Origin of the sequence: Vibrio sp. 10N.222.49.C9 (assembly GCF_041474985.1) — a bacterium.
In the GTDB taxonomy this organism is placed as follows: Bacteria; Pseudomonadota; Gammaproteobacteria; order Enterobacterales; family Vibrionaceae; genus Vibrio; species Vibrio crassostreae_C.
This window is the reverse complement of record NZ_JBFRVD010000029.1, coordinates 14,000-36,778: the sequence shown is the minus strand read 5'-3', so window position 1 is coordinate 36,778 and position 22,779 is coordinate 14,000. Positions and strand designations below refer to the sequence as shown.

Genomic DNA, 22,779 nt, shown 5'->3' with positions numbered 1-22,779 from the left:
TTATTATTTTGATAATTCCATCTCAACACCTAACAATGCAGTAACTAGTGTTCAGACAAAATTGGTACTCGTTTCTTTCTGCCCTGTTCATCAATCATTATGATCTTAGAACGGTTTAGCTCTATTTCCACGACTTCCAAATAAGTACGCTCTTGTACATACGCATCACGAAGCTTGTTTTGTTCTGCTGAAGATTCAGTGACATTGTCGTCCAATTCTTCGTTTTCCAATTGTTGTTGATTCATTTCACATTTCGTATCAATGCAGTATCTACATGGGATACTAACTTGAACGGTAAGATAAAAACAATCACACATCAGCGAGAGTGACGAATAATTAAACAACCTTACTTTTGCTTTGATCTAAAGACTGTTACATCATCAATTGATGTGCTTTAATCAGAAGCAGACAACGTATTTGACGAATAGGAAAAGGAATCTATGAGCAGCGTATTTGAAATTGTTAACCAAGCACGACGTAAGAACAAACTTAAGCGTGAACTTTTAGACAACGAAAAGAAAGTTCGCGACAACCGCAAGCGTGTCGACCTCCTTGATAACCTACTTGATTACATCAAGCCAGAAATGACTCATGACGAAATCTTAGGCATTATCAAAAACATGAAAGCAGACTACGAAGACCGTGTTGATGACCACATCATTAAGAGCGCAGAGATTTCTAAAGCGCGTCGCGATATCAGCCGTCGTATTCGTGAACTAACAGAAGAAGACAAGCAAACCCAAGGTAAGAAGTAATCTAACCGAGTAAATTGACTTGCAATAATGTTAGCAACCCACTCTTTGTAGTGGGTTTTTTTGTACGTAAATTCTATCGTCTATACTTAATTGAACGTAAATGATTTGGTGACAGCAAGTTATCAAGTGAAGGTAAGTTACTAAGTAAACGCAAGCAATGGAGTGACCCTATGTACGCAAGTATTCTGATTACCTTAGCGCTATCATCAACTCAGCCCTACCCCGAAGAATTTGAGAGACTTTACACTGAAGAGACAGAAATCACTTACGACGACCTCGTAGTAGATGTTCATGGTTACAAGGTTCCGACTCGATCGGCATTTCGAGGTTGGATGCTTCTTAATCATGCAGAAGATAAAGTAAAGGAAGTTGGGCAACAGCTCAAAGATGCTGGTGTGACCAAAAGTATGCCATTGCATTTAGTGCTACTTCAAGGAACAGACTGGGCAATGAGTAACACCACTTTGTTTACCCTTCCCAATAAGAAAAACGTGCCTAACATGATCAATACCTTGAAATACATACAACAATATATTGAGCCTGAAATCGGTGTTGTTATACCAGTATCTGGAGAGCGAACCGATATCTACAATCAACAAGCTGGTGGTGCACTGCGAAGTAAGCACTTAGAGTTTTGTGCCTTAGACCTAGTGCCTGCAAATGACATTACTCGCGAAGATCTACACGTGAAACTTAAAAATATTCATTCGGAATTCGGGCAAAAAAATAATGTTGGGCTTGGTTTATATTCAGGTGTTCGATTCCACATCGATACTTGTGGGTTTAGACAATGGTAAAGAAACACGATCAAGTCATAAAGACCTGCAATTCGCACGTGTCACTTAGACTCTAAAAACAAGCGAAATTACATAAGATTATGATTTTAAATGTAAATTAAAACCGGAACGCTAATTGATATTAATAACAAGTATCATAATTATTAATAGCAATTAGGAATTCAATATGAAGACGATGACTCAACGCTTTCAAACTCTGCTTTCTGTTTCAAACTTCAGTCTAGCTATCACAACCTTGCTTATGCTTCTCAGTATTATTGTTGCTTATCCAATGGCCGATCACTTCTCACTGCCAATTCAAATCGTCGCCCACATCAGCACCATCTTAGTCGCAGCCTTGCTGAACATCAGCTATGTCGGTCGTTGCCTTGCACAATACAACCTTGGATTGGAAGTTCGTTAAGTAGCGCCGCGCTAGCCTTGATACGGGAGCCCTAGACAATATCAAGGCTACTGAAAAGATCGTACAGCTGGTGAGATTTATAGGGTTTAGGTAAGTAGGCGTTCATACCGGCTTCAAAACAATCTTTGATGTCTTCTTCTAGAACACTGGCGGTTAAAGCTATGATGGGTAATGGTGTGACTTGTTGATCGGCTTCCCACTGACGTATCGCACGAGTCGCCGTTATGCCATCCATAACAGGCATCATGCAGTCCATTAAGACTGCATCAAACTGAGCACCCTGGGTGATGACATCCACCGCTTCTTGGCCATTACTGGCAATCAAATATTCATAACCCGCTTGCTCAAGGAAGAAGCTCGCTATTTTTTGATTCATCAGATTGTCTTCAACGATCAAAATGCGTCGATTCAGAGAGCGAACTTCTTCATCTTTTGCTTCCACTTGAGGCGTTTGCTCTTCGCCCACATCGAGAGATTGTAAGCTGGTTAAGAAACGTCGGCCCAAGAATGGCAAGGTATGAGTCGAGTGGACCGTTTCTCTGATTAGGTTGGTTTTAAATAGGTGATGCTGACAAACGATGACGCGAGCAAGAGGATATATCACCTTCAACGTCGCAAGATCTTTTTCCATAGAGTGGTGCAAGGTATGACAATAAAGTATGAAGTCACTTTCTTTTACACTTTCACTAAGGGCAGCAATGGATGACACCACATTGGCTCGAACATTCAAACGCTCACACTCTTTAACGAGCTGATCGAGGTAATTGAAAGAGTTCGAGATGATGGTCGCTCGGCTCAGGTTATCGAAAGTTTGAACAGGCGCTTCTACAACATCGACATACAAACAAAAAGTGAATGTAGAGCCCTCTCCTTTCACTGAACGCGCGGTAATGTAACCACCCATCAAATCAACAAGCTGTCGACAAATCGCAAGCCCTAACCCCGTACCGCCAAATTGACGGGTAATGCTGCCATCTTCTTGAGTGAAAGGTTCAAATATGGACTCTAACTTCTCGGGCTCAATCCCAATCCCGGTATCAGACACGCTGCATTCAAGCTTGCCCCTGCCCATAGACATAGGTGTATAAGCAATGTCAGTTGTAATTGTGCCCTTAGACGTAAATTTGATGGCATTAGAAAGCAGATTGGTCAGCACCTGTCTCACGCGGTACTCATCGAAAAACAGTTGTGACGGCGTTTGATAATCGATATTGATGTCGAGCTCAATATCCTTACTTATCGCTTTCGACTGAATCACACTCACAGAGTCATAAACCGCTTCTCGCAAATCAGCATTGTGTGGTGACAACATCAAGTTACCCGACTCGATTTTAGACAGGTCGAGTATGTCATTCAGCAGCACCAGTAAAGAGTGAGAGGACGATTCGATATCCCCCAGTACTTCTTGTTGATTTGGGCTCAGTTGGCTTTGAGATAAGATCTCAGCCATGCCAATGATCCCGTTAAGTGGCGTGCGTATTTCATGTGACATATTTGCTAAGAATGCGCTTTTGGCTTTGTTAGCCGAAATCGCGTCTTCTTTTGCTGTTATCAACTCTTTGTTGTGCAGATAGTTGCGTTCCATCACTCGATTTAGGGTTTCAGTGAACTCGGCAAGCTCATCGTTCCCTTGGATACGAATCACCTTTGGCTGGCCGTAGCTATCAGCGCATTCCGACAAACCTTTCAAGATAATCGACAGGTTTCTGTTTAAGCGCAGAGATGTCGCAACCCCAAGCCACATCAAAACACCAGAAGCGATGAGTATAAGCAACGTCATGACCAAGGTTTGCCTTTTCTGCAACGCGATATTCTTGGTCAGTTCAAACTGTATTTGATTGGTGTAAGCGCCAATCGCGTTTGAAATAGCCCGTTTTTTAACCTCTAAGCTTTTCAAGTGTTGATATATTTCGGGTGATGAAAAGTCCCCTTTGAGGATTCGAGATATAAATTTGTCTTGAAAATCATCTTTGGCGACCGCGTTTAGCAACTGTCTAATGTTTGGAGAACGCGTATCCGAACGGAAAAATGTATCTAATAGCTGTTGCTGCCTCTCTAGAGCAGCGACATAGCTAAGCAAGTATTGGTTTTTAAACTCTGGGGAGCGATTCAAACTGAAGCTTAACCACGCTTCTCTCTGAGTCCAAAACACATAATGCGTAAGATTGATAAACATCGCTTCAGCTTGACCGATATTTTCATCGACTAAGGCCATACGATATTCAGACAGCTCCATCAGCACGTCTTTTAACAAGTCGAAAGCGCGCTCTGTCAATTTTCTGCTGTCTGTCGTTTCAGGTGTACTAGCTAGGATCATCAACAACTTTTTCAATTCAGCTAACTGAGGGTCAATACTCCAATTGCTGTCGAACCGTTGAAGTCGCATTCCATACTGAGTCAGTCTATCCAGTTCTGATTGCAGTGTTAAAAGCAACTGACCTTTCTCAGGGGAGTCATTAGACAGCACCAACCATCGATAAGCATCACTTGAAACCGTATTAAAAGATTGAAGCGCTTCGACCTTAATACGCGTTGTTTCAAGGTGATTCATCTTCTCATCGTTCTTAAGCACTTCATTCACTGTAAACCCGAACATAATGAGTACAGAAACCGTGGAAAGAAAAATAAGACGCCATCTAATTGACATGTTTATCATTTTTATAACGACTCCCTTCCCGAAAGTAATTTACCTAACCCAAATTAAGAATAGGACATTAACAGAGGGTTATTGATCAAATTGGATATGAACAAACGATACTCTGAGCCCAGAACGAAAAATTAAAGCCAACTGGTATCCAGAAAAGTGCTTTAAAGCGGAAAGGCGTGCTTTATTAAGACTGGTTTAAACAAGCGAGGTTTCAGTGAGCAAAAGGTAAACAAAAGACGTTTTCTCCAGTTATTATCACCGGCATAACAAGTACACATCCACATTCTGCGGCTCAACTAGACTGTGAATAATGACTCTGCGTGCTAACAAAGTGGATAGTTAGGTTAAAATTGTGACATCCAATCGTTTGCGTGATGCACTTTTCACACTCAAGCTAGGCTTATTCAAAGGTCGAACATCAATACTCGTTAATTCCCTTATTTATCGTTTACTGTTTACGTGTAACTTGAGTTAGCGATCACACCTTTAATGTTCAATATGACCTGTATTACATATTACCCTTTGAATTGAGTATTTTTTGACGAAAAATAAGTGCTACAGATTGTTAAAGTCAATAGTCTTTATCTACGTTCAAATCTTGATTTATGGCTAATATAAAGCCAATTTACAGATATTTTGTCTGCATTTATTTTTCCTAGCAGAATAACCCGTCGCACCTTACAATCCTGCCACATAAAAATTACAAGTTACACACAAGGTATATCAGCACATTTAAGTGGCAATAGAGACCACAGACTGATGCCTCAAATCCCCTATGCTGATTGGCTTCCCTACAACCGCCATGAATGCAGAAACTTAACGTGAAAGGTCCCGAGTAAAGATGAGTCCCGAAAAGCACCTCCTAGATTGGCAAACTAGTCAAACCATTGCTGAATCCATCGCTCCAACTTTAGGTCAGTTATACCGTCAAAAAGGCGTAGAAGTTATCCTCTTTGGTAAGACCTTAGTTAACGCGACAACTATCGACATCATCAAAGCTCACCGCATCGCAAAACGTTACACTGGTTCTCCTCTTACAGCAGAACAGACTCAACCTATCATTCAACACCTTCTCTCTATGGACTTATCTCCATGTCGTATTGATGTTGGTCGCCTTGCGCATTCATTCTGGCAAGATCGCGAAGACACACATGGGTTGGATGATTTCCTACAAACTGCACTTATCGAATCGCTTGAAGGCGATGCAATGACAGAACCTCGTGACGTTGTATTGTACGGTTTTGGTCGTATTGGCCGACTGCTAACTCGTCTGTTGATCGAGAAAAGTGGCCCGGGGTACCCACTGCGTTTACGTGCAATCGTTGTACGCGGCGGCAAAGATGGCGACCTAGAAAAACGTGCAAGCCTGCTTCGTCGTGACTCTGTACACGGCCAATTCAACGGCAGCATTGTTGTAGACCAAGAACGCAAAGCGATCATCGTTAACGGTAACTTCATCCAAGTTATCTACGCAAACAAACCAGAAGAAGTGGATTACACGGCTTACGGTGTTGAAAATGCACTTGTGGTTGATAACACAGGCGTATGGCGTGACGCGGAAGGCCTGAGCCAACACGTTGCGTGTAACGGTGCGAAGAAAGTGCTACTGACTGCACCTGGTAAAGGCGACATCAAGAACGTGGTATTTGGTGTGAATGAAAATGTTATTCAGCCAGAAGACACCATCATCTCTGCAGCAAGCTGTACTACTAACGCAATCACGCCAGTATTGAAAGCGGTTCACGACAAGTTTGGCGTGCTGTCTGGTCACATCGAAACGGTGCACTCATTTACCAATGATCAAAACCTAATCGATAACTTCCACTCGGGTGATCGTCGTGGTCGTGCTGCATCATTGAACATGGTACTGACATCGACTGGCGCTGCTAAAGCAGTATCAAAAGCGATGCCGGAAATGGAAGGTAAGCTAACAGGTAATGCGATTCGCGTTCCTACGCCAAACGTTTCAATGGCAGTTGCGAACCTAAACCTTGAGAAAGGCACAAACAAAGAAGAGTTGAACGAGTACCTGCGTGAAATGGCGCTGTCTTCTGCTTTGTCTGCACAAATTGATTACACAGACTCGACTGAGATTGTATCTACCGACTTGGTTGGCTCTCGTCACCCAGGTGTGGTTGACGGTGTGGCGACTATCGCACAAGACAACCGTGCCGTGCTGTACATTTGGTACGATAACGAGTTTGGCTACAGCTGCCAAGTTGTTCACTGTATGGAACAGATGATGGGTGTACGCTACAAGACATACCCAGAAGTTTAATTAACTTCGCTCTTGTAGATACGTCCATCGCAACAAGCTCCACAACATAATAACTATATCTGCGAAGTCTGTATGGACTTCGCAACCCCTTTTGTTTTACTCCCCCGTATAAACAAGAGGGTTGCCACTTAGATCTGCTCTCTCTAACTGATCTAGGTGGCCTTTTTACATCTAGCGCCCTAACTTTTATCGCTATAATAAGATCTTGTCTTCATCACTCTTGCACAGCTTTACGTCTGTTATAACTCAACCTCAACATCTGACTGAATCGAGCTTGAACATGCAAGCACGTAGCCCTGTTCAATCTGCTCTGGCGTCAATGTTTCTTGGCTGCTTGATTCCACAGATCCTTTGGTCACTTTGCATTTACACGAACCACAAATCCCACTACGACAAGCGATAATAATTGGAACGCCTGCTTTTTCTAATGAATCCGCCAATGGTGTGCCAGTTTCCGCTTCAACTTCAGCGCCGAACGCAGGCACAAATACCTTAACAGCACTATTCGTATCGTCAGCAATTTCGGCGTTTGACGCTTCTGATTGAGCATCCTGAGTAGCAGGAGTAAAGCTTTCTTGATAGAAGTTATCCATGTTGAACTCAAGCTCTTTCAGATAACTCTCAATATCTTGCATGAAGCCGACAGGCCCACACAGGTAAACCGTTCTATCTAAGATATCTGGGCTCAGTTTCACCAACCAGTTTTTATCTAAACGACCTTGAGGGGCGGTTGTTCCTTCGTTGTCTTTTAACAGCAGTTTTAAGTTGAAATTCGCATGTGATTCATCGAGCTGATGAAGTTCTTGAAAGTAGATAGTCTCAAGCTTGTTGCGTGCCATGTGGACGAAATCAATCTCAATGTCACTGTCACTGTCACTGTCTTGAGACAGCCAATATTTTACCATCGCCATTACGGGTGTAATGCCACAGCCCGCACTCACTAGCGTTACTTTCTTTGTTGCCGTTGGCATGCAATCAATACAGTTAAACGAGCCTGCCGGCTTCAACACAGAAACCTCGTCACCTTCATCAAGCTCATCAACAATAAAGTTCGAAACCAAGCCACCTTCCACACGCTTGACCGTCAACTTCAGGCGGTTATCTTCGGGGCAAGAAGCCACGGAATAAGCACGGTAATCCGTTTTCGTCGGCATATCTAAACCCAAGGTGATGAACTGACCGGGCTTAAAATTGAAATGTAAATCTTGTGGAATACTGCCAAGCTCAAAGCTGACCGTATCTGGCGTCTCGTGCCATTTCTTTAAACACACTAAATTGATTGAATCGCTATCCGACCATGCATACATAGTTCACACACCTCACTGATACTAAAGAATTAAATCTAAAAAGCCCCGCCGCTGCACGTTCCTAGAGAACAGCAACAACGGGGCTTGGGAGTGGGCTTAGATTAAGCCGCTAAGATTGTTTTAAGATCTTGCTCTGGCGTTGAGATAGAACGCATATCGAACTCGTCTTGAATAATCTTTAGTAGGTTTTCAGTTAGGAATGCAGGCGCTGTTGGGCCTGTGTAGATACCTTTCACACCCAGTGCGAACAGAGTAAGCAGGATAACGATCGCTTTTTGCTCGAACCAAGAAAGAACAAGTGTTAGTGGTAGTTCGTTGATGCCACAATCAAACTCTTGAGACAGCGCAAGAGCAAGCTGAATCGCTGAGTATGCATCGTTACATTGGCCAACATCGAGCAGACGTGGAATACCGTTAATGTCGCCGAATTGGTTTTTGTTGAAACGGAATTTACCACATGCCAATGTCAGGATTACTGAATCTTCTGGCGCTTGAGCTGTGAAATCTGTGTAGTAGCTACGTTCAGATTTGTCGCCGTCACAACCACCCACTAGGAAGAAGTGTTTGATGTTGCCTTCTTTCACTTGTTCAACAACCGCAGGCGCTGCTTCCATCAAGGCGTTACGACCAAAACCGACAGTGATCATTTGCTCGATCTCGTCATGCTTAAAGCCTTCTTGCGCAAGAGCACAATCGATCACTGCACTGAAATCGTCACCTTCAAGGTGAGCAACACCCGGCCAGCCTACGATGCTACGCGTAAATAGGCGGTCAGCGTACGAGCCCACATCTGGGTTAAGCAGACAGTTAGATGTCATTACGATCGCACCTGGGAAGTTCGCAAATTCTTTTTGCTGGTTCTGCCAAGCGCTGCCGTAGTTACCCGCAAGGTGTGGGTACTTGTTTAGTTCAGGGTAGCCGTGTGCAGGTAGCATCTCACCGTTGGTGTAAACGTTAATGCCCTTGCCTTCCGTTTGTTGAAGGATCTTTTCTAGATCATGCAGGTCGTGACCAGAAACAAGGATACAGTGACCTCGCTTCGTCTTCACATTCACGGTTGTTGGTTGAGGGTGACCGAAGGTATCTGTCTCGCCTTTATCCAACATTTCCATGACCTTGTAGTTCATTAAGCCGATCTGCATAGACGTATCTAACAGTTGTTTTAGGTCTGATGGATCTGTACCTAGGAACGCCATGATTTCATGGTATTCAGCGAAAATAGCATTATCAGTTTGACCAAGAACACGTGCGTGCTCCATGTAAGCTGCTGCACCTTTTAGACCGTATAGGCAAAGAAGGCGAAGACCAATCACATCTTCGTGTTGAGAGTCGTGACCACGGTTTACCGCCGCTTGAGGGGCAAGCGCCAATAGCTCTGAAGAGTCCGTTGGAAGGTCGAATTGAGCAGCAGCAGAAAGCGCTGGGATCTCAAAACCAATCAATGTCGCTGCCGCGCGAACCTGTTGCTCTAAACGCTGCTTGAATTCATGGGACTGTTGTGCGAATTCGATGATACGAGCAGGGTCGAAGTTAACGTTGGTTAGTGTTGCGAAAAACGCTTTTGGCGCCCACTCGTCGATTTCAGTATCAATAACATCACACGCACGGCCCAAATTGGCCCAAAAAGAAACACCTTGAAGAGAATGCACCAACACGTCTTGAAGGTCGGATACTTCCGAAGTTTTACCACACATACCTTGTGCGAAAGAACAGCCTTTTACGGTTGGGGTTTGAATTGTTTGTTCACATTGAATACAGAACATATAAGGGCTCCAGTAATTTTTATTAACTGTAAGTACTTTGCTTACAGTGACTTATTCCAACCCCTATAGAGCATCAAGCGTGCCAACTTTTAACATATTGATTTTATTAAACTTAGTTTTATTCCATGTTTTTAGTGCGTGATTATGACTACATATAAACTCCCTAACAGCACACATCCGTGTCATAGTGACTCTCAGAGATTTATTAACGGCGTTCATGTTTCGTTCAGAATAGAAGCGATAAAGTAACAACATAGAAAAAGAGGAATGAATATGAAAAATATATTAGTTACGATTGTTGCATTGTTTACTGGCCTTTTGGCGTTATTCACAAGCTTGATCCTTGCTATTCCTTTAGCTATTGCAGCTTTAATTACTGGCAAGCGCATTCAGAATCAAATGAAGAAACAAGGTTTCGCAGCTCATATGAACACTCGTCAGTCATCAACCAATGATGCCGGTGTTATTGAAGGTGAATACGAAGACCTTTCAAGCAAAAAGTAACCTAAACTTTAGTTTCAGACATAGTGAAAGCACAACAGAGACAAGATTACATAATGCAAAGAAAGCCCCTCCTAGCACTGCTGGCCTTAACGACTTTAAGTCTCGTTGGTTGTTCCAACGAGACACCGATACCCGCTTACGAAACATCTCCAGACTTGCCTAGCTATCAGCAAGACAGCTTTGATGCCTACGTCAATGACACACAAGATTGGTTATTGAAAAACCGCGTGTTCATGACGGAAGACAAGCAACTTGAGATCCAACTCAATTCACCAACCGAGTATCAACCAACCTCGCCAAACGGCAAGGCGGTATTATTGGTTCATGGATTAGGCGACTCACCTTACTCATTTAAAGACATCGCTACCCATTTGGCAGAGCAAGGTTACTTAGTGAGAACCGTATTACTTCCGGGTCACGGCAGTCGCGTGGGTGATTTAATGCAGCCGAGCCTAGAAGATTGGCAAGGTGTGGTGGCTCATCATACGAAGTTACTTGAGCAAGAGTATGATTCTGTTTGGCTAGGCGGCTATTCAACCGGCGCGAACCTCGTGACTTCACAGGCGATGAACGATCCAAAGATCTCTGGGTTACTGCTGTTCTCACCTGCGTTTCAACCGAGCTCGTCTGCCGTTCAATACGCGGGACTAGCAAGCTACTTTGTCACTTGGGCGGATCAAGATCCTGAAGACAATGTGTTGCGTTACAACTCGTTGCCAATGAATGGTGCATCGGTTTACTACGAGACATCAGAAGTCGTACGTGGTGACTTACAAGATAAACACTTCGATAAACCAGTTTTTATTATGATGAGTGAAGGCGACAGCGTGATTGACACCAACTACGTTCAGCAAGCCTTTACTGAATCTATGCCGAATCCAAACAATGTGTTGGTTTGGCAAGGAGAGACGACTCTCGAGGATCCTCGCGCTGTTCAGTACAGCATGAAGATCCCAGAGCAACGCATCTCGAACGGCTCTCACATGGGCTTACTGTTCTCACCAAACAACCCTTATTACGGAATCAATGGTAGCGAGAAGATTTGCTCCAATGGTCAGGCAGAAGGGTTTGAAGAACAATGCAATGCAACCAGTGAGGTTTGGTACTCAGCTTGGGGCTATCGTGAAGAAGGGAAGAACCATGCGCGTTTGACCTACAACCCCTACTTCTCAGACTCGATGGCGAAGCTAGATGCCGTACTGAACTCTGAAGGCTAATAAGCTCAAGTCTTCCAAAAGCTAATCCAGAGAAATCAAAAAGGCTCACTAGATAACGTCTAGTGAGCCTTTTTTAATGAGTGTCGTTTCTGGTGAACGTCTAGGGTCTGTTGACCTTTAGAGCTGATTTTTGCAGCACTTTGTGGGAAATTTCTACAAGGCAGAGGCTTTGAAGTGTAGCTAGCCTACATGAGAAGCCGATAACGCAGTAGAAATGAACCACAAAGGCTGCCCGAAGGGTTCGGCTAGAATCGTTTTATGCTTTGTTAAGAAGTATTAACTTAGAATGACTAGGCTACATACTCCTTGCCGCGCCTAAAACGATTCTATCTCGAACAAAATTTAACCACTAAAAGTTAACAGACCCTAGTTACTTATTCTTATCGTTTACTGCTATATCGTCCACACCACGCGAACAGCAAGCAGGATCAGCACCACGCCAGATAGTCGATCAATCAACTGAGCTTTCGAGCGAATACGTTCAACAATCAACGGGCTAGACAGTACCAAGGTGATAACGGTGTACCAAAGGCCGTCGACAATCAGCGGCGTTGAGACAATAATCACTTGATTGGTCAGTTCATTACCTAGCGCTACAAATTGGCTAAACAGAGCGATGAAGAACAATGCGATCTTTGGGCTCAAGATAGAGATCAAGAAAGCCTCACGAGCAGACTGCATGTAACTCATCTTTTCACCCGCTTCTAATTTCGCGGCAACACCACCTTTCGAACGTAACGCATTAACGCCAAGATAAAGCAGATAAGCAGCCCCCGCTAAGCTAATACCTTTAAATAACATTGGGGATTGCTCAAGCACAACGGCTAAACCAACAATGGTTGCGAACGCATAAATACCGATACCAGCAGCGTGTGACCAAGCTGCGATAAGCCCGTTCATACGGCCACCAGCCAAACTGTGTTTAGCGATCATCGCCAAGCTTGGGCCCGGAGACATTGCACCCAACAAGCAAATCGCTAATAAAGAAAACCAAATTGTTACTGTCATCATTCCATTCCTAATAAAATAAAGCGTTCCAGCTGAACGCTCTACGCTTAATACTCAATACTTGGCACTTACCATAATTCGCAGGAGGTATTATTTGAAATCAAAGATTATCATCACACCTATGATTTCAAGTCATACTGATATTGTAACTCGACTTTTGCATGGCTTGGAATGCTTTTTCTCGCGCCCATTTGTGGGCAGAGTCGTTGTCATATTTAGGATGCCACATTAACCAATAGGTATGCATTTCCGTATCAAATGGCAACGAAAAGTAGGTAGTATCGAGGTGTCGACCTAGGTTATAGGCGATATGTTCTGGCACGATCATCAGATAGTCGTCTTGCAATAACACAGTACCAGCAGATGAAAAGAACGGAACCTGTAAAGCCACTCTTCGCTTCAGCCCTTGCTTCTTCAATGCTATGTCCGCGTAACTGTCTTTATCTCCACCACCCGTCACTTTGATGTGAGAGTAGTGAACAATATCTTCTGCACTCAAAACCGCTTGTTGAGCCAGCGGGTGCGACTTTCGCATCAAACACACCGACTTATCTTCACCAAGTTTGATACTTGAGACATGTTCTGGCTTTGTGGGAAACATACTGGAAGCCAAATGAATCCCAGACTCGTTCAGTGCTTCAAGGTAGTTTGGCTGCCACAATCGATAAGCCAAATTAATGTTCGGCGCTTCAGCAGACACCTCTGCCACAATCACAGGAAGAATATACTGAGCGACATAATCACTCGAAGACAACACCAATTCACCCTGCCAGTCTTGCGGCTCGAAGGGTTTATCATCTAACAGGTGGTCAAACTCGCCAAGCAGGTCGTCGAGTTTACCTTTGAGTAGCAATGCACGGTTGGTCGGCACCAGTTTGTTGCCGTCACGGACCAGCAAAGGGTCGCCACACAAATCACGTAACTGGCTGAGCTGACGGCTCACCGCGGATTGTGTGATATGCAAACGTTGGGCGGCACGGCTCACATGACACTCTTCAAGAAGTACATGCAGTGAACGCAGTAGGTTTAAGTTGATATTGCCTAACATGAATGCACCGTCGCATTCTGTTTGTTGAAAAACTCGGTCAAAACCGTATGAGTCATTAAGTGGCGAAGATCCGGGTAACTTTGCAGCTGATCGCGAACTCGGTTCAAGCTCTCCATGCTTTCCACTTCCACGTACAACATCATATCTGTCTCACCGCTAATAGAGTGGCACCATTGCACCTCATCAATACTCTGGATTTGTTTCGCGTAAGACTCACAACTATGGTCACTACTCGACATGTCGAACTTCAACAAGATATAAGCGCACACATTCTTCGTTTGGTTGGGTTCTGCCACTTGAGCGCAGTAGCCCGTAATCACTTTGTCGCTTTCCAGTTTCTTGATTCTGGCGTTCACCGCTGAGCGCGAGAGGCTGACATCTCGGGCGATATCGCTCACTGAGCATCGTGCATTGGTTTTGAGAATATCCAAAATCTGGCGATCAAATTTATCCATGCTTCTGATTCTTTTCATTTATTGTTCTATTTATAACGCCTAATTTGACACAACTTTCCTACTTATAACAGCCATTCTGACAGCCGACACTTTCACACTGAATCGGATTAATACCGTTAAAATGACGGTGTCTTACGACGTTTCGCTAGCTGTATTATTGATGTCAACAATGTATGCTCTCAATCATAACTTCTCACACACCAGAAGAAAGTTACTGGAAGACCGTGACCAGAATCAAATAGCTAGGAGAGCGAATGACACAACTCAAACAAGAAATCACGCTTATTTCAGGAATCGGACAACTCTCGACGACCTTGCTAGGCACTGGATTATTTATGATCCCTGCGATCGCAGCAGGCATTGCAGGACAGTTGTCTCTTCTCGCTTGGTTAATCCTGTTTATCGCTATTTGCCCGATTGCACTGACCTTCGCATCATTAGGAAAACGCTACCCGAATGCAGGTGGTACTGCCTATTTTGTGCGCCAGGCGTTTAGCGAGCGATTAGAAACAAGCGTGGCGTGGTTGTTTGTGAGTGTTATTCCTGTCGGTATTCCAGCGGCCATTGCACTGGCTGGTGGTTTTGCTCAACAATTGTTACCCGCACCTCTCGATACACCACTTGGTGCTCAATCCTTTACCGTCGCCCTGCTTATTGCCGTCAATTTGATGGGCAGTAAATCTTCTGGCCGACTGCAAACCGTGATCGCATTGTCGATTTTTGCCTTAGTCAGCGCTTTTGTTTGGAAAGCCGACATCACGGCAACCGATGTTGCTCTTCCTGCCATCTCATCCAATTCAATGTGGTCTATCGGCGCTGCTTTAGCTGTCATGTTTTGGTGCTTTGTCGGAATAGAAGCTTTTGCTCACATGGGAGAGGAATTCAAAAATCCACAACGTGACTTCCCAATCGCCATCATTGCAGGCTGTTTTGTTGCGGGGCTAGTGTACTGGGCTTGCTCAGTAGTGATTCTTAAGCTGGGTGCTTTCGGTTCATCTGAATTCGATGCCGCATCCATCCCTTGGGTAACAGAACAACTGTTTGGTAATGGCTTCAAAACCGTCATCAGCGTGCTGGGGTTCTTTGCTTGCTTTGCCAGCCTAAACCTTTACACACAAAGCCTGTCTCGGATGATCTGGGCTCAGGCCCGCCAACACAGCCCTGCAAGTCGAATGGCTCAACTGAACAGCCGCGGCGTACCGCTCTACCCAACGTTAGCAATTGGCTTTGTCGTGCTTATTTCGTGTGTGATTGGTGAGCTGTCTAATTTAGACCTTGAGTTCTTTCTCAAGCTCGCCAACGGTATTTTTGTTCTGGTTTATCTGCTCGCAATGTTAGCCGCTTGCCGATTACTAACAGGCGCATCTAGATACACTGCCATGCTTTCATTGGTCATCTGTACCTTGGTGTTTATCTGTTTAAGTTGGTCGATGCTCTATGCTGTGACTGTTTTTGTGACATTGTCACTCCCTTGGCGGAAGTGGCTAGGTAAAGGTAAACCCACCGTCTCTATCGACAAGTTGTAACTCGATAAATGATGAATCGACAAGCTGTAAACGATACCTACCAATATCACTGATAAAAAAGCCGAGCGATCTGTTTGATCTTCGGCTTTATCTCAGCCAGACGGATATTTCCAAACCCTAGCACCGCCCCACTCCAATCACGAGCATCACTCGAACCGTACTCATAAAAATCAAACGGACGAATGATGATATTTTGAAGATCAGCTCTTCGGCTCCACTCATGTTCAGATATACCTTGATACCACTTCACGGTCACATGTAGCCCTGCCGCCTGACTGATCACTTCAAGATCACCGTTAAACTCGCTTTCAATCGCTTCTATCATGGCTTCATACTTGAGTTTGTATGACCGACGCATCTTTCTAATATGACGCAGCAAGTCGCCTTCTCGAACAAAATCCGCCAAAGCTTCCTGTGTGTGGGACGCCGTGTCTCCAGTAAGCGCGTCTTTGATCTCAAGACACTTCGCCACCAGACTTTCTGGTACCACTAAGTAACCTAAGCGGAGTCCGTTGAACATGACTTTACTCAGCGAACCAACATAAATGATTCGTTCATCAAACCCGAGTTTACCCGCTAAGCCTTGCATACTGGTGTAAGGGCGATGAGCAAACTGGAACTCACTGTCATAGTCATCTTCAATGATCCATGACTGATGTTGATTGGCCCAGTCGATCAGTTTAAGGCGTTGCTCAGTATTTAAAGTCGTGCCCATTGGGTATTGGTTACTCGGTGTGACATACAGAGCCTTAGCATTACTGGCCAACACTTTCTCAATATCCAACCCCACCTTTTCACGCACACTTACACCTTCTAACTCTAGTCTCAACAGATCGATAATTTTATGTACTTGTCGATAACCGGGTTCCTCCACGAGGATTTTGTCGCCCATCGCTAACGTTGCCATTAATCCGATTGAGATGGCTTGCTGCGCACCTGCGGTGATGATGATTCTGTCGGCATTACAATGAACGGAACGACTGCTTGCAAGATACCCACTCAACGCTTCCCTCAAGGCTGAGCTTCCCTGAACCTCTTGATTGCCCGCAATGTTCTGACGTGTAGAGTGACGTTGCAGCAACCTCTGCCATTTCGCAAAAGGGAACGCATCTAAGTCAGGAACTCCTGGGGCAAAGCTGCGGTTAATGTCGTTAGGTGTCGCTATGTTTGTACTCGGTTTACTGACTGTTTGTTTGACCTTCGGATCCTGAACACTGTTTGGCTTAGACAAACTTAGAAAGTGTTCTGGTTGTTCAACCGAGACATAAAACCCTGAGCCTTGCTTACTCTCGATATAGCCTTCAGTAACCAGTTGTTCGTACGCATAAATCACCGTATTTCGACTCACCGATAACTCGACAGCCAACTTACGTGTTGAAGGTAACTTACTGCCCTTGCTCCATAAATCTTGAACGATCTTCTCTCTTATCGCGTGGAACAAGGCGGTTTGACGCGTGCCGTGTTGTTCGTCTAACTGTAGATCACCGACATCGATAGGCTGCATAACTGGATCCAAATAGTGTTTAAAAGTGGCTCTATTTAATAGACCAGTTAATCGCTACATTAATCAAAAGGCAATGATTAAGGAGCGATTATGTTATCTAACACGAAAAGAACCACGATTAAAAAAGGGGCTCACAAAGCCGTATTTGAACAAGAGAAACTGCACCAAATTATTGATGAGAGCTTAATCGCACACATTGCATTGCAGGGCGAACAAGGACCAATGGTCATCCCGATGCTCGCGTGGCGAGTGGGTGATATAGTCTACATTCATGGAGCTAAAAACAGTCGCCTACTAAAAGGACTAAAAAAGGGAGAACCAACCTGTTTAACGTTCACCTTGTTCGATGGTTGGGTGCTGGCTCGTTCGGCATTTCATCATAGTGCGCATTATCGTTCTGCTGTGGTATTGGGGTCATTTTCAGTCATCGATGACAATCAAGAAAAGGATCGCTTGTTGAATATCTTTATTGAGCAAATCGCACCGGGCAGAACCGATGAAGTGAGGCTCAGTAATGAAAAAGAACTCACTGCGACCGAGTTGTTGGCGATACCTTTAACAGAAGCTTCCGTGAAGATTGGTAAACATGGAGTGAATGATGATAAAGCCGATATGGACATTCCAGTTTGGGCTGGCGTATTACCCTATAGAACTGTTGTTGGGCCGTTAGAAACCGTTCCAGAACAAGAAGGCATCATTGAAACACCAGATTACCAACAAGCTTATGGTGAACGCTGGTATCAGAATTAACACTCGAAGATGGTGAACTTGATAAAATTGTATACAATCTGAATTACAAAAATTTAACATGACTCAATAATGTAATCAGACGATGAAAACGAACAAGGATATTCTGCCGTTTCAAGGCTTGCTCAATGGCATTGGGCAAGTCTATTTCACACCGTCTATCATGACGTCGACTTTGCTGTTGCTTGCCATTTCTATTGAGTCACTGGCGCTGGCTTTTCTTACCTTACTTGGCGCCAGTTGCAGCTATGCATTAGCTTTCTATGGCTATATGTACACCAACACCAACAAGTCAGTTGACGACATTGATAGTGGAATGTACGCGCTAAATGGCGCTTTGATTGGTTTATTTATCGGTAACTTTTTTGGTGTGACACCATTATTGGCTTTAGTGACTGCGTTAGGTGCATTACTCACGGTGCCGATTGCCCACATCGTATTCAGTTTTGAGAAATATCGCGGTTACACTAGCGCCTTTATCCTCACCACTTGGCTGATTTATATTATCCAATCAACCTTTGAGCTGTCAGCGTTTTCTGCACCTGATTCCGCACTGATGCCACTCATCAGTATTGAGGCTAACTCGTGGTTCAACCTGCCGACAGTGGTGATCCCGTTGTTAAAAGGGATAAGCCAAGTCAGCTTCATCGAAAATGCGTTGTCGGGGCTCGTTATCTTAGTCGCCATCGCACTCAACAATATCAAGCATGCCATTTGGGTTATGCTCGCAGTAATAATTAGCACCGTATTTAGCGGGTTGATTGGCGCTTCTAACGAACTGGTAGCCCAAGGTCTTTACGGGTACAACGCCATTCTTGCCACTTTAGCACTTGTGCCCTATCCGCGAATCCGTTGGCCGTTAATCCTATTAGGCATGCTGTTAAGCTGTCTCATCACACTTGGTTTTCATGAACTGTCACTGTTACCACTCACCGCCCCTTTCATTTTGAGTACTTGGGGGATGGTTTACTTGTCCAGCCTGATCCATAAACGAACCATAAGTTAGCTCTGAATAGTTACAGGCCAGTTTTTAGGCGCTCAACATATTGCTTGGGTGTCAAACCTCGATGTTTCTTAAACATCCGATTAAAGCTCGCGACATTGGTATAGCCGAGCCTCGTCGCGACTTTATCTATTGGCACTGAATACATCAACAACTCCACCGCCACATTACTTAACGCATAGCCCATAATGGTAGAAAAGTTGATGCCTAAGTTATGCAATCGACGTTGAAATTGCTGTTCAGATAACCCAAGCAAACTCGACACTTTATGCAGTGTTGGCAGGCCGAAATGGCGACTGTAATTGATCATCTCATAGGTCACCTTATGCTCATCCGCGGCATCAGGCATGTTGAGGTAATTATCTAAGTCATGAAAGTTCATTGCCAAGCTCATCTTGCCGCTAGAAGGGGCTTGATTGCTCGATAACCTCGACTGGCTTGGTATCCAGATTTCAGTTCGTGGCTGGCCCCACTGAATATTGCACCCAAAATACTCTTGATAGAGTTGAGTGTTCTCGCGATAACCTGCGATAGAGACGGCTGCGGGAGTAAAGTCGTCTCCCAAGTAACGCCTTAATATCTTCATCATAAAGATGGCAACTCGAATTGAGTCATGAACTTTACCCACCTCAGTATAAGCAGGATTGTCGTAGCACCATTTGATGAAATTACCGACTTGAGCGCCATATAGAAAAGCCCCGGACTGCAAACAGTGCAACCCGATGTTAACTCGGCGTATAGACGACGCCAGATCGTGCCCCGAGAAAAACCAGTTAGAGAGAGGACCTAGCCTTTCAATATCCACTCTATCAGCCAGCTTCAAGATAATATCGGGAGGCTCAGTGGTTCAGTCTCCACATATTCAGCTGCGTCCCGATTCAACTAATGTGTCGGGAAAAACTTCCAAAGTCCACATCGACCCAAACCAGGATGTGACTGAAGGACAGCTAATTTACGAAATTGATGACACTAAATATGTCATCGCAAGAGACAAAGCCAGCGTTCAACTTGAATCTGCAGAGGTCGCTTTAGACACAGCTCGTCAAGAAGTGAGCATTGCAAAAGTCAGCTATCAATCGGCGCTTGAAGACATCAAAGCTTCAGTCGCACAAATAGATTCGGCTAAAACAGACTTAGTACTGCAGTCAAAGACGCTTGATCGTTACCAGAAGCAAAACAAAGTGGTAGAACATACGATCACTGAAACTGACATCGACCAACAAACAGCAAAGGTAGACTTAGCGACGTATAACGTTACGACATTGGAATCTCAGCTTAGCAAGAAAGAAGTCGATGCCGAGAATGCGAAGTTGAACATCCACAAAGCTGAAACCAATGTGAGCAAGAAGCAAACTGAGGTCGATTCAGCAAAGGCAACACTGACACAAGCACAATGGGACTTGAACAGCACCAAAGTCACGGCACCGACTGACGGCTTTGTAACGAACTTTATTCTTCGTGAAGGTCAGCGCGTTTCAATGATGCCTCGTATCCAGATGTATACCGAAGAGAAGTACGTGCTGATGCGAGTTAACCACCAAGCGATTCGTAATATTAAGGTCGGTCAACCTGCGGAATTTGCGACAGCGGTATACCCAGGAAAAGTGTTCTCTGCAACCGTAGAAGGCATTGTAGAAGCCACTGGTGAAGCGCAAGCAAGTTTGCTGGGTATCGATGAGCAGGTTCGTGTTACCACAGGCAAAAACCTTCAGAACAAGCACCACTTTGTTCGTTTAAAAATTGATGAGGCAGAGGGTTACGATATTCCTGTTGGCTCTGTCGGATTAGCGTGGGTAAGCGGTGAGAAGCCTATCAGCTTTATGGCGTTCCTAGACGTAATACGCGGGATCATCATTAGAATGAAGTCTCAACTGTACTTCTTCTACTCCATCTAATACTTCCTATTGGTGAAACAATACCCAAGCCCGTGCGCTCTTAGATCGCACGGGCTTTTTGTTTATTTCACCATTCGTCGCCAGAAAGAACACAAACCCGAAAAACGAATAAACACTCTAAAGTTGCAAATCGCAATTGCATTTTGCAATTGGGTATTTCAAAAACGCAAATTAAACGCTCAAATACGCACCAGATTGCTATAAAACTGCCGTTTTACGTGGTTTTAAAAGTTGGCACACTAACTGCAATGTATATATTGACCCTTCTTAAGCCGAGGGTCACCTAGCCAACTGACGTTGTTAGTGAACCTATTCTTGTTCACAAAATATATAGGCCAATTGCGATTATTGCGATTGGCTATTTTTTTGCCTGCAGTTTGGCCAACCGCCCTCTTTTTCGATACAGACACCCATTCAGACGTATAATAATAAGCATTCATAGCCAACCAAGAACAGCAGATAACCAACGCATTATAGAAAACGTTTTCTATTTGTTTTTTTTAAATAAAGACAGAAAATAACCCTATGTTTTACAAGATAATTACTGCAATAACTGGTTTTTATGGGCAATTATTGACAAAATTAGCATTGACTATGTGATTTATATCACCATAATGCGCAAGTTTGCCTGCAATACGGCGACCGTTAATTTTAATTTTGATCATTTGCGGAGGTAAAAAATGGCTGCTGATAATAACTACAGTCTAGGGCCGGTTCCTACATCGGCTAGGAAAGGAGTCGCTTCACTCACCATGGTAATGCTTGGACTCACTTTCTTCTCTGCAAGTATGTGGACAGGTGGTTCACTCGGGACAGGTCTTTCATTCAACGATTTCTTCCTCGCCGTTCTCATCGGTAACCTAATCCTCGGTATTTACACTTCTTTTCTTGGCTACATCGGCTCATCTACTGGCCTCTCTACCCACCTCCTTGCTCGTTTCTCTTTCGGTACTAAAGGCTCATGGCTTCCTTCTGCTTTACTTGGTGGTACACAAGTCGGTTGGTTTGGTGTGGGTGTTGCGATGTTTGCTATTCCAGTACAAAAAGCAACGGGCATTGATACCAACACCTTGATTATCGTATCTGGCTTATTGATGACGGGTACAGTGTACTTCGGCATTCAAGCGCTAATGGTGCTTTCAGCGATTGCAGTGCCTGCGATTGCGATTCTGGGTGGTTACTCAGTACTGACTGCGGTAGACAGTGTTGGTGGACTAGAGCAATTGCAACTTATTAAACCAGAGACGCCAATGGACTTTTCAATGGCTCTTGCAATGGTTGTAGGTTCGTTCGTAAGTGCGGGTACGTTAACGGCCGATTTCGTTCGCTTTGGTAAAAAGCCAGCAAGCGCAGTGTTAATTACTATGGTTGCGTTCTTCATCGGTAACTCGCTGATGTTTATCTTCGGCGCAGCAGGAGCAGCAGCAACCGGTCAGGCTGATATTTCAGATGTGATGATCGCGCAAGGTCTGCTGCTTCCAGCCATCATCGTGCTTGGCTTGAATATCTGGACAACCAATGAAAATGCACTTTATGCATCCGGTTTGGGTTTATCTAACATCACTGGTCGCTCAAGTACTACAATGTCAATCATTAACGGCATTATCGGTACGATTTTCGCACTTTGGTTATACAACAACTTCGTTGGTTGGTTAACCTTCCTTTCGCTGGCGATTCCACCAATTGGTGGCGTAATCATCGCCGACTTCTTCGCGAACCGTAAACGTTACAAAGATTTTGCAAATGCAGAGTTCCAAACCGTTAACTGGGCTGGCATTATCGCGGTAGCAACAGGCGTAGCCGCTGGTCACTTCCTACCTGGCGTTGTTCCTTTGAACGCAGTGTTAGGTGGTGCAATCAGTTACCTCGTGCTTAATCCTCTATTGAACAAAAAAGCTCTGAAATCTCAGGCCGCTTAAGGA

At 44.4% G+C, this 22,779-nt stretch carries 19 protein-coding genes and 1 pseudogene; 11 read left to right on the top strand and 9 right to left on the bottom strand.

What is annotated here, in order from left to right:
- Positions 1 to 44 precede the first annotated feature (44 nt).
- Complete coding sequence (locus AB4585_RS12980; protein ID WP_017068647.1) at positions 45 to 245, bottom strand: hypothetical protein; 201 nt, start codon at positions 243 to 245, stop codon at positions 45 to 47.
- Between the two features lie 195 nt (positions 246 to 440).
- Here AB4585_RS12980 and AB4585_RS12975 point away from each other — a divergent pair, with 195 nt between their 5' ends.
- The 3 genes from AB4585_RS12975 (at position 441) to AB4585_RS12965 (ending at position 1,955) form a co-directional block, all read left to right on the top strand.
- A complete protein-coding gene (locus AB4585_RS12975) occupies positions 441 to 755 on the top strand; it encodes a DUF496 family protein (protein WP_004730049.1) in 315 nt (104 codons plus the stop codon).
- A gap of 170 nt (positions 756 to 925) precedes the next feature.
- On the top strand, positions 926 to 1,552 hold the full coding sequence (locus AB4585_RS12970; RefSeq protein WP_372154994.1) for a D-Ala-D-Ala carboxypeptidase family metallohydrolase: 627 nt from the start codon (positions 926 to 928) through the stop codon (positions 1,550 to 1,552).
- A gap of 166 nt (positions 1,553 to 1,718) precedes the next feature.
- Positions 1,719 to 1,955 (top strand): hypothetical protein, encoded by a 237-nt coding sequence (locus AB4585_RS12965; protein ID WP_017061772.1) that lies wholly within the window; start codon positions 1,719 to 1,721, stop codon positions 1,953 to 1,955.
- Positions 1,956 to 1,986: 31 nt separating this feature from the next.
- Here AB4585_RS12965 and AB4585_RS12960 read toward each other — a convergent pair whose 3' ends face one another.
- Positions 1,987 to 4,551 (bottom strand): ATP-binding protein, encoded by a 2,565-nt coding sequence (locus AB4585_RS12960; protein ID WP_372155026.1) that lies wholly within the window; start codon positions 4,549 to 4,551, stop codon positions 1,987 to 1,989.
- An 892-nt stretch (positions 4,552 to 5,443) separates the two neighbouring features.
- On the opposite strand from AB4585_RS12960, the gene AB4585_RS12955 reads away from it, so the two are divergent.
- On the top strand, positions 5,444 to 6,880 hold the full coding sequence (locus AB4585_RS12955) for a glyceraldehyde-3-phosphate dehydrogenase (protein WP_017068649.1): 1,437 nt from the start codon (positions 5,444 to 5,446) through the stop codon (positions 6,878 to 6,880).
- A gap of 239 nt (positions 6,881 to 7,119) precedes the next feature.
- Here the strand turns inward: AB4585_RS12955 and AB4585_RS12950 are convergent, their stop codons facing one another.
- Together AB4585_RS12950 and hcp are read right to left on the bottom strand one after the other, a co-directional pair.
- Positions 7,120 to 8,187 carry a 2Fe-2S iron-sulfur cluster-binding protein gene (locus AB4585_RS12950; protein ID WP_372116971.1) on the bottom strand — a complete coding sequence of 356 codons (1,068 nt, stop codon included), beginning with the start codon at positions 8,185 to 8,187 and terminating at the stop codon, positions 7,120 to 7,122.
- A gap of 101 nt (positions 8,188 to 8,288) precedes the next feature.
- Entirely contained in the window at positions 8,289 to 9,950 is a 1,662-nt protein-coding gene (gene hcp, locus AB4585_RS12945) for a hydroxylamine reductase (protein ID WP_017068651.1), read from the bottom strand.
- 273 nt (positions 9,951 to 10,223) lie between these two features.
- On the opposite strand from hcp, the gene AB4585_RS12940 reads away from it, so the two are divergent.
- Positions 10,224 to 10,454, top strand: coding sequence for a hypothetical protein (locus AB4585_RS12940; protein WP_017061777.1), 231 nt, complete (start codon positions 10,224 to 10,226; stop codon positions 10,452 to 10,454).
- Between the two features lie 53 nt (positions 10,455 to 10,507).
- Positions 10,508 to 11,671, top strand: coding sequence for a carboxylesterase (locus tag AB4585_RS12935; protein WP_017061778.1), 1,164 nt, complete (start codon positions 10,508 to 10,510; stop codon positions 11,669 to 11,671).
- A 393-nt stretch (positions 11,672 to 12,064) separates the two neighbouring features.
- Here the strand turns inward: AB4585_RS12935 and AB4585_RS12930 are convergent, their stop codons facing one another.
- The 3 genes from AB4585_RS12930 to AB4585_RS12920 form a co-directional block, all read right to left on the bottom strand.
- The gene (locus AB4585_RS12930) at positions 12,065 to 12,679 is read right to left on the bottom strand and encodes a LysE family translocator (RefSeq protein ID WP_372170035.1); all 615 of its coding nucleotides are present in this window, start codon (positions 12,677 to 12,679) and stop codon (positions 12,065 to 12,067) included.
- A gap of 127 nt (positions 12,680 to 12,806) precedes the next feature.
- On the bottom strand, positions 12,807 to 13,727 hold the full coding sequence (locus AB4585_RS12925; protein ID WP_017061780.1) for a LysR family transcriptional regulator: 921 nt from the start codon (positions 13,725 to 13,727) through the stop codon (positions 12,807 to 12,809).
- Entirely contained in the window at positions 13,721 to 14,182 is a 462-nt protein-coding gene (locus AB4585_RS12920; RefSeq protein WP_017061781.1) for an Lrp/AsnC family transcriptional regulator, read from the bottom strand. The genes AB4585_RS12925 and AB4585_RS12920 overlap by 7 nt, the downstream gene beginning before the upstream one ends.
- A gap of 254 nt (positions 14,183 to 14,436) precedes the next feature.
- Between AB4585_RS12920 and yjeH the strand changes: the two genes are divergently transcribed.
- The gene (yjeH, locus tag AB4585_RS12915; RefSeq protein ID WP_017066490.1) at positions 14,437 to 15,708 is read left to right on the top strand and encodes an L-methionine/branched-chain amino acid transporter; all 1,272 of its coding nucleotides are present in this window, start codon (positions 14,437 to 14,439) and stop codon (positions 15,706 to 15,708) included.
- Positions 15,709 to 15,754: 46 nt separating this feature from the next.
- Here yjeH and AB4585_RS12910 read toward each other — a convergent pair whose 3' ends face one another.
- A complete protein-coding gene (locus AB4585_RS12910; protein WP_372103333.1) occupies positions 15,755 to 17,212 on the bottom strand; it encodes a PLP-dependent aminotransferase family protein in 1,458 nt (485 codons plus the stop codon).
- A gap of 90 nt (positions 17,213 to 17,302) precedes the next feature.
- On the opposite strand from AB4585_RS12910, the gene AB4585_RS12905 reads away from it, so the two are divergent.
- Positions 17,303 to 17,962, top strand: coding sequence for a pyridoxamine 5'-phosphate oxidase family protein (locus AB4585_RS12905; RefSeq protein WP_017061784.1), 660 nt, complete (start codon positions 17,303 to 17,305; stop codon positions 17,960 to 17,962).
- Between the two features lie 82 nt (positions 17,963 to 18,044).
- Entirely contained in the window at positions 18,045 to 18,965 is a 921-nt protein-coding gene (locus AB4585_RS12900) for an urea transporter (RefSeq protein ID WP_372169996.1), read from the top strand.
- A gap of 10 nt (positions 18,966 to 18,975) precedes the next feature.
- Here the strand turns inward: AB4585_RS12900 and AB4585_RS12895 are convergent.
- A pseudogene (locus tag AB4585_RS12895) lies at positions 18,976 to 19,806 on the bottom strand (helix-turn-helix domain-containing protein); the annotation flags it as partial.
- Here AB4585_RS12895 and AB4585_RS12890 point away from each other — a divergent pair.
- Both AB4585_RS12890 and codB read left to right on the top strand, forming a co-directional pair.
- Positions 19,805 to 20,857 (top strand): HlyD family secretion protein, encoded by a 1,053-nt coding sequence (locus tag AB4585_RS12890; RefSeq protein WP_372169994.1) that lies wholly within the window; start codon positions 19,805 to 19,807, stop codon positions 20,855 to 20,857. The pseudogene AB4585_RS12895 and the gene AB4585_RS12890 sit on opposite strands and share 2 nt — an antisense overlap.
- Before the next feature lie 680 nt (positions 20,858 to 21,537).
- On the top strand, positions 21,538 to 22,776 hold the full coding sequence (codB, locus tag AB4585_RS12885; protein ID WP_032545811.1) for a cytosine permease: 1,239 nt from the start codon (positions 21,538 to 21,540) through the stop codon (positions 22,774 to 22,776).
- Positions 22,777 to 22,779 lie beyond the last annotated feature (3 nt).